Source organism: Chromobacterium aquaticum (assembly GCF_021129195.1).
Classification (GTDB): Bacteria; Pseudomonadota; Gammaproteobacteria; order Burkholderiales; family Chromobacteriaceae; genus Chromobacterium; species Chromobacterium aquaticum.
Genome location: NZ_JAJOHW010000181.1, coordinates 1 through 6,194, shown reverse-complemented (window position 1 = coordinate 6,194; position 6,194 = coordinate 1). Strand labels below are relative to the sequence as shown.

Sequence of the window (6,194 nt, the reverse complement as noted above, 5' to 3'; positions counted from 1 at the left end):
CGCGCAGCCGTTCGGCGCTGGCGCGCATCGCCGCCTGCGGCCGGCTCAAGCGGCGCAGCGTCGGCAAGGTCTCGAGCAGGCGGTCCGGCTCCAGGTACAGGCGCAGCGTGGCTTCCAGCGCCGCCAGCGTCATCTTGTCGCAGCGCAGCGCACGCTTCAGCGGGTGCTGTTGAATCTTGTCTATCCATTCGCGCTTGCCGATGATCAGGCCGGCCTGTGGTCCGCCCAGCAGCTTGTCGCCGGAGAAGCTGACCAGATCGACGCCGGCGGCGATCATCTGTTGCGGCATCGGTTCGTGCGGCAGGCCATAGGCGGCCAGGTCGATCAGCGCGCCGGAGCCCAGATCGGTGGCCACCGGCAGGCCGCGCTCGCGCGCCAGTTCCACCAGTTCAGCCTCCGCCACGCTGCTGGCGAAGCCCTGGATCGCGTAGTTGCTGGTGTGGACCTTGAGCAAGAGGCCGGTCTCGGCGGTGACGGCGTTGCGGTAGTCCTTCAGATGGGTGCGATTGGTGGCGCCCACTTCCACCAGGCGGCAGCCGGCCTGGCGCATCACGTCCGGCATGCGGAAGGCGCCGCCGATCTCCACCATTTCGCCGCGCGACAGGATCACCTCGCGGCCGGCGGCGACGGTGGACAGCATGATCAGCACCGCGGCCGCGTTGTTGTTGACCACGCAGGCGGCTTCGGCGCCGGTCAGCTCGCGCAGCAGTTCGCTGACCGCCTGATCGCGGTGGCCGCGGCCGGCGCCCTGCAGATCGAACTCCAGCGTCGCGGCTTCGCGCATCGCCGCGCTCACCGCGTCCACCGCGGCCTCGGCCATAGGCGCGCGGCCCAGATTGGTGTGCAACACGGTGCCGGACAGATTGAACACCGGCCGCATCGTCATGCGCTGGCGTTGCGACACCCGGTCGCCGATGGCGGCGGCCAGGCTGTCGTCGCTGTCGGCCCAGGCCGGCAAGGCGTGCTGTTCGCGGATGTATTGGCGCGCCTGCTCCAGCGTCTGGCGCACCGCCTCGGTCAGGGCGGCGTTGCCGTGGCGGCCCAGCAGGCGAGCCAGGCGGTCATGGCCCAGCAGGCGGTCTACCGAGGGCAGGCGGGTGTATAGCGTTTTCAAGTCCATGGCGGTTTCCGGCGCGGCGTCAGATATCTGCATTTTACCCGCTTACGCTCGAGGACTGCCGGCTGCGTATAATGCGTGGATGCAGACACATCAAACGCCCCCATTCGCCGGCCTGACGCCGGACGCCATCCTGGACGCGGTGGACAGCCTGGGCCTTTACAGCTCCGGCAGCCTGCTGGCGCTGAACAGCTATGAGAACCGGGTTTACCAGATCGGCATCGACGATGCCGCGCCGCTGGTGGCCAAGTTTTACCGGCCGGAGCGCTGGAGCGATGCGCAGATCCTGGAGGAGCACGCCTTCTCCCTGGCGCTGGCGGAACGGGAAATCCCGGTGGTGCCGCCGCTGGCTTTCAATGGCGCCACCTTGCACCATCACGGCGGTTTCCGCTTCGCGCTGTTCCCGCGCCGCGGCGGCCGGGTGCCGGAGCTGGGCGACGCGCGCACGTTGGAATGGATAGGCCGCTTCCTCGGCCGCATCCACGCGCTGGGGCGGGTGGAAGACTACGCGCAACGTCCGGCGCTGGATGTGAGCAGCTTCGGCCGCGAGCCGGCGGAGTATCTATTGCAGCACGCGGCCTTGCCGCCGGAACTGCGCGAGGTGTTCCGCGGCGTGCTGGAGCAGGCGCTGGCCGGCGTCGAGCGCGCTTATCAGCGCGCCGGCACGGTGGGCACGTTGCGGCTGCATGGCGATTGCCACGTCGGCAATATGCTGTGGACCGACGACGGTCCGCATTTCGTCGATTTCGACGATAGCCGCATGGGGCCGGCGGTGCAGGATTTGTGGATGCTGCTATCCGGCAGCCGCGAGGAGCAGTCGGCGCAATTGGCGGATGTGCTGGCCGGTTACGAGGATTTCTGCGAGTTCGACCTGCGCGAGCTGCATCTGCTGGAAGCGCTGCGCACCCTGCGCTTGATCCATTACAGCGCCTGGCTGGCGCGGCGCTGGCACGATCCGGCGTTTCCGGCGGCCTTCCCCTGGTTCAACAGCCAGCGTTACTGGGAGGAGCAGATCCTGACGCTGCGCGAGCAGATCGCGCTGCTGGACGAGCCGCCACTGTGGTCGGTGTGAGTGCAGGCTGCAGCGGGCCGGCCCCTGGTTTGGCCGCTCGGCCTTGACGCTGGCAAGCTCCGCTCGTAAGCTGCCCAACGCATCGCACTTCATCCGTGGTGCTGGGTTGGGAAGCCCACATTATCAGGCCAGGCTATTTCATTGCGGAAATAGCCTGTGAGTTCCATGACTTCGCCCGCAAGTCGGGCTGACCATGGCTCTGAACCTGGGGGCTGCCGTTGCCTGATATATGGCCTTCTGACTCTGCCATGCGTCTGCCCACTATCTGCGTTTCGGTCAATAGTGGAGGATGTATGAAGCGATTTGTTCGTCCTGGGGCCTGGCCCCTATCTGTGGCGCTATGGTTGATGATGGAGGCGCCGCGATGACTCTCCCCCCGTCCACGTCGTTGTCTTGGTGCTTGCGCGAATTGCAAGCCTTGCGGCAACACCATCAAGCCCTGTCCCCGATTGACCCTCTGATACAGCAGCTGGATCGCTACCGTGAGCATTTGCATACGGGGATTCATGCTGTCGACTTGGAGTTGAGCCAGGTCAGCAGCGCCTTGAGCGGCTTGCTGGCCATGCTGGACCAGTCCAATCTGGATAGCCTGGAATGCGAGCAGGTGTATTGCTTGCTGGAGCCTTTTGCCCGGCGTTTGCAGCAGACCGCCACTCAGGTAAGGCAATTGATTTAAAACCTTGACCGCCAAAGCCCGGTTTTACCGGGCTTTGGCATAGTAGGCCCGGCTGGATTCACCCGGCGCTGGCCTCCTTGCTTTGCTGCATTCTTTCCTTGACCCAGGTTTCGAAGCGCGGCGCGTCCATCGGCCTGGCGATGAAATAGCCCTGGCCCATCAGGCAGCCGCGGTTGCCCATGAAGTCGAGATCGGTGGTGGTTTCTATGCCTTCCGCCACCGTGGTCAGCTGCATGCGCTGCGCCAGCTCGATCACGCTGTTGAGCACCGCTTCCAGGTGCGGCTTGGTGGACACCGAGGTGACCAGCGACTGGTCTATCTTCAGCTCGGTGAAGGGGAAGCGGGTCAATTGCTGCAAGGTGGCGAAACCGGTGCCGAAGTCGTCGATGGACAGGCCCAGGCCGCCCAGGCGCAGCCGGGCGGCGATACCGATGGCTTCGGCCAGATTGTCGGCGATGGCGGTCTCGGTGACTTCGAAGATGATGAAGCGCGGCGGCACATGGGTGCTGCGCAGCCGGTCCTCGATCTGCTGGGTCAGATCGTCTCCCTTCAGCGACAAGGCGGACAAATTCACCGACAGCGGCAGCCGCAGGCCGCGGCGCGCCCATTCCTGCCATTGTTTCAGCCCTTGGTCCAGCATGCTCAGCGTCAGCTCGGTGGCCCAGCCGCTGGCCTCCACCACCGGGATGAAGCGGGCGGGGGAGATGATGCCGTGTTCCGGGTGCTTCCAGCGCGCCAGCATTTCCGCGCCCTTGAGCAGGCCGCCGTTGAGGGTGACCTTGGGCTGGTAGTAGGGGATGATTTCCCCCTTGTCCAGCGCTTCGCGCACCTCTACTTCGCTGAACAGCTCGGCGTGATGTTCGTCTTCGCCCTTGGGCGTCCACACCCGCTTGAGCAGGTCCATCAGTTCGGGCTGGCGCAGCGGTTTTTTCAGGCCGCCCAGCACCGGCAGCCCCAGCTCCCGGCCCATCAATTCCACGGTGGAGATCAGCAGGTAATCCTTGCTGGAGGTGACCACCAGCGGCGCGGCCAGGCCTTCCCTGGCCATGTGCTGCATCACTTGCACGCCGTCCAGCTTGGGCATTTCCAGATCCAGCAGGATCAGGCTGGGAAGCTGCTCGCGCATCCGCTCCAGGCCTTCCTCGCCGTTGGCGGCCTGGCGGATCTGTTGCGCGCCCAGACCTTGGCAGATCTCGCAGCCGTGCTGGCGCTGCAAGGTGCTGTCGTCGATGATCAGGACGTCCTGGATATCCAGTTGCATGGTGTTTCCTCGTTCAACGGCAAATCGCCTTGGCGATGGTGTCCAGCGACATCACTTCGTCGGCGGCGCCCAGGCGGATCGCCTCCTTGGGCATGCCGAACACCACGCAGCTTTCCTCATCCTGGGCGATGGTCTTGGCGCCGCAGTCGTGCATTTCCTTCAAGCCCTTGGCGCCGTCGTCGCCCATGCCGGTCATGATGATGCCCAGCGCGTTCTTGCCGGCGAACTTGGCGGCGGAGCGGAACAGCACGTCCACCGAGGGCTTGTGGCGGCTGACCAGCGGGCCGTCCACCACTTCCACCAGGTAGAAGGCGCCGCTGCGCTTGATCATCATGTGCTTGCCGCCGGGGGCGATCAGCGCGCGGCCGGGCAGGATGCGGTCGCCGTTGCTGGCTTCCTTGACTTCGATCTGCGACAGGCTGTCCAGCCGCTCGGCGAAGGAGCGGGTGAATTTTTCCGGCATGTGCTGGACGATGGCGAGGCCGGGGCAGGTGCGCGGCAGCGCGGTGAGCACGGTTTCCAGCGCCTGGGTGCCGCCGGTGGAAGTGCCCACGGCGATGATGCGCTCGGTGGTGGCGAACATATTGCCGCCGGTGGGCGCGGACAGGATGGCGTCGGCGGACAGCTTGGGCCGGGTTTCCAGCGGGTTGGCCGCCGGCGCCGCGCCGGCCAGCGCGGTTCCGCCGGCCGAGGGCATCACCCGCACCCGGTTCATGCGCGCGGCGGCGGCGCTGCGCACCGCGTGCACCAGCTGGCTGGCGCTTTCCTCCAGGAAGCCCTTGACCCCGGCCATGGGCTTGGCGATGACTTCCACCGCGCCGGCCGCCATCGCCTGCACGCTGATGTCGGTGCCTTTCTGGGTCAGCGAGGAGCAGATCACCACCGGCGTCGGCCGGCTGGCCATCAGTTGCTTGAGGAAGGTGATGCCGTCCATGCGCGGCATTTCGATGTCCAGCACGATCACGTCCGGCCACTGCTGCTTCATTTTTTCCATCGCGGCGATGGGGTCGGTGGCCACATCCATCACCGTCATGCCGGTGGCCTGGCTGAAAACCTGGCTCAGCACTTGGCGAACCACCGCAGAGTCGTCGACGATCAGCACCTTGATAGTCATGCCCGAGTCCTTGTCTTGTGCGCGGAAATCCTGCTCATGTCCGCATCTTGCGTTTGTTTTACCCACACATCGCCGGTGGCCAGATCGAACATCACCAGCCGCGGGCTGTTGCCGCCCAAATCCTCCGCCTGCACCGATAGCCCGAGTTGCTTGACCAGTTGGTAGGCCATGTCGATATTGCGCGACGGCACATCATGCGGCTGGTCGCGCTCCACGCCGGCCAGCACTGCGGCGCCGCCCACCAGCTTGGCCTGGAATTCCTGCAACGGCAGCCCGGACGCCAGCACCTCGTGCAGCATCAGCAGCATCGCCTCGTCGCCGTAGCGTCCGGACAGCGCGGCCGAGCGGCGATCGGTGCGGCGCGCCAGCAGGTAGTGGCACATGCCGCCTATCTTGGCCTTGGGATGCCACAGCGTGATGGAGACGCAAGAGCCGAGCAGGGTGCGGACCTTGTGGTGTTTGTCGCCGAAGTACCAATCGCCGGGGTGCAGGAATATTTCATTGTCTTGTTTTGTCATTTCCTGGGTCCTTGTGCCGGAGAGTCAGCCAGACGACCGCTTCGTTCGTTTCAATGTAGAACAGTTGCCGCGCCGTTTCAGGGCGGATTCGGCGCGCCGGCGTCCGGCCGTTCGATGGCGAAGTAGGCGATTTGCCGCCGCAGCCGCTCCGCCTGCTTGTCCACTTCGGCGGCGGTGGCCGCCAGCGCCTCGCTGCTGGAGGTGTTGCGCTGGGACACGGAGCCCAGGCTGCCCATCGTGTCGCTGACCTGGGCCACGCCGCGCGCCTGTTCCTGGCTGGCGGAGCTGATGCCGGCCACCAGTTCCGCCGTGGCCGCGCTGCGTTCCAGGATGCCGCACAGCGCGCGCGCAGTCTGGCTGGCCTCGCGCTGGCCGTGGCGGGTCAAGTCGCCGATGTCGCGGGCGGCGTGCTGGCTGCGCTCGGCCAGCTTGCGCA

Annotated in this window: 6 protein-coding genes and 1 pseudogene; 2 read left to right on the top strand and 5 right to left on the bottom strand. The window is 65.9% G+C overall.

Features of this window, described 5'->3' with window-relative positions:
- A partial coding sequence (gene selA / locus LQT98_RS22225) for an L-seryl-tRNA(Sec) selenium transferase (RefSeq protein ID WP_231465273.1) occupies positions 1–1,153 on the bottom strand: 1,153 nt, incomplete at its 3' end.
- Positions 1,154–1,199: 46 nt separating this feature from the next.
- Between selA and LQT98_RS22220 the strand changes: the two genes are divergently transcribed.
- Both LQT98_RS22220 and LQT98_RS22215 read left to right on the top strand, forming a co-directional pair.
- Entirely contained in the window at positions 1,200–2,189 is a 990-nt protein-coding gene (locus LQT98_RS22220; RefSeq protein WP_231465271.1) for a serine/threonine protein kinase, read from the top strand.
- Positions 2,190–2,553: 364 nt separating this feature from the next.
- Positions 2,554–2,865, top strand: a complete 312-nt coding sequence (locus tag LQT98_RS22215) for a DUF1484 family protein (protein ID WP_197081433.1) — start codon at positions 2,554–2,556, stop codon at positions 2,863–2,865.
- 58 nt (positions 2,866–2,923) lie between these two features.
- Here the strand turns inward: LQT98_RS22215 and LQT98_RS22210 are convergent, their stop codons facing one another.
- The 4 genes and pseudogenes from LQT98_RS22210 to LQT98_RS22195 all read right to left on the bottom strand — a co-directional run.
- A complete protein-coding gene (locus tag LQT98_RS22210) occupies positions 2,924–4,126 on the bottom strand; it encodes an EAL domain-containing response regulator (protein WP_231465269.1) in 1,203 nt (400 codons plus the stop codon).
- A gap of 13 nt (positions 4,127–4,139) precedes the next feature.
- Positions 4,140–5,240: a protein-glutamate methylesterase/protein-glutamine glutaminase gene (locus tag LQT98_RS22205; protein WP_048409632.1), complete on the bottom strand. Its 1,101-nt coding sequence runs from the start codon at positions 5,238–5,240 to the stop codon at positions 4,140–4,142.
- Positions 5,237–5,758 (bottom strand): chemotaxis protein CheD, encoded by a 522-nt coding sequence (locus LQT98_RS22200; RefSeq protein WP_048409633.1) that lies wholly within the window; start codon positions 5,756–5,758, stop codon positions 5,237–5,239. The genes LQT98_RS22205 and LQT98_RS22200 overlap by 4 nt, the downstream gene beginning before the upstream one ends.
- A 77-nt stretch (positions 5,759–5,835) precedes the next feature.
- Positions 5,836–6,194 (bottom strand): annotated as a pseudogene (locus LQT98_RS22195) (methyl-accepting chemotaxis protein); the annotation flags it as partial.

What these genes read in the sequence shown, in the direction of transcription:
- LQT98_RS22220 (WP_231465271.1), top strand. Translation starts at nt 1,200, where the DNA reads ATGCAGACACATCAAACGCCCCCATTCGCCGGCCTGACGCCGGACGCC.
- LQT98_RS22215 (WP_197081433.1), top strand. Translation starts at nt 2,554, where the DNA reads ATGACTCTCCCCCCGTCCACGTCGTTGTCTTGGTGCTTGCGCGAATTG.
- LQT98_RS22210 (WP_231465269.1), bottom strand. Translation starts at nt 4,126, where the DNA reads ATGCAACTGGATATCCAGGACGTCCTGATCATCGACGACAGCACCTTG.
- LQT98_RS22205 (WP_048409632.1), bottom strand. Translation starts at nt 5,240, where the DNA reads ATGACTATCAAGGTGCTGATCGTCGACGACTCTGCGGTGGTTCGCCAA.
- LQT98_RS22200 (WP_048409633.1), bottom strand. Translation starts at nt 5,758, where the DNA reads ATGACAAAACAAGACAATGAAATATTCCTGCACCCCGGCGATTGGTAC.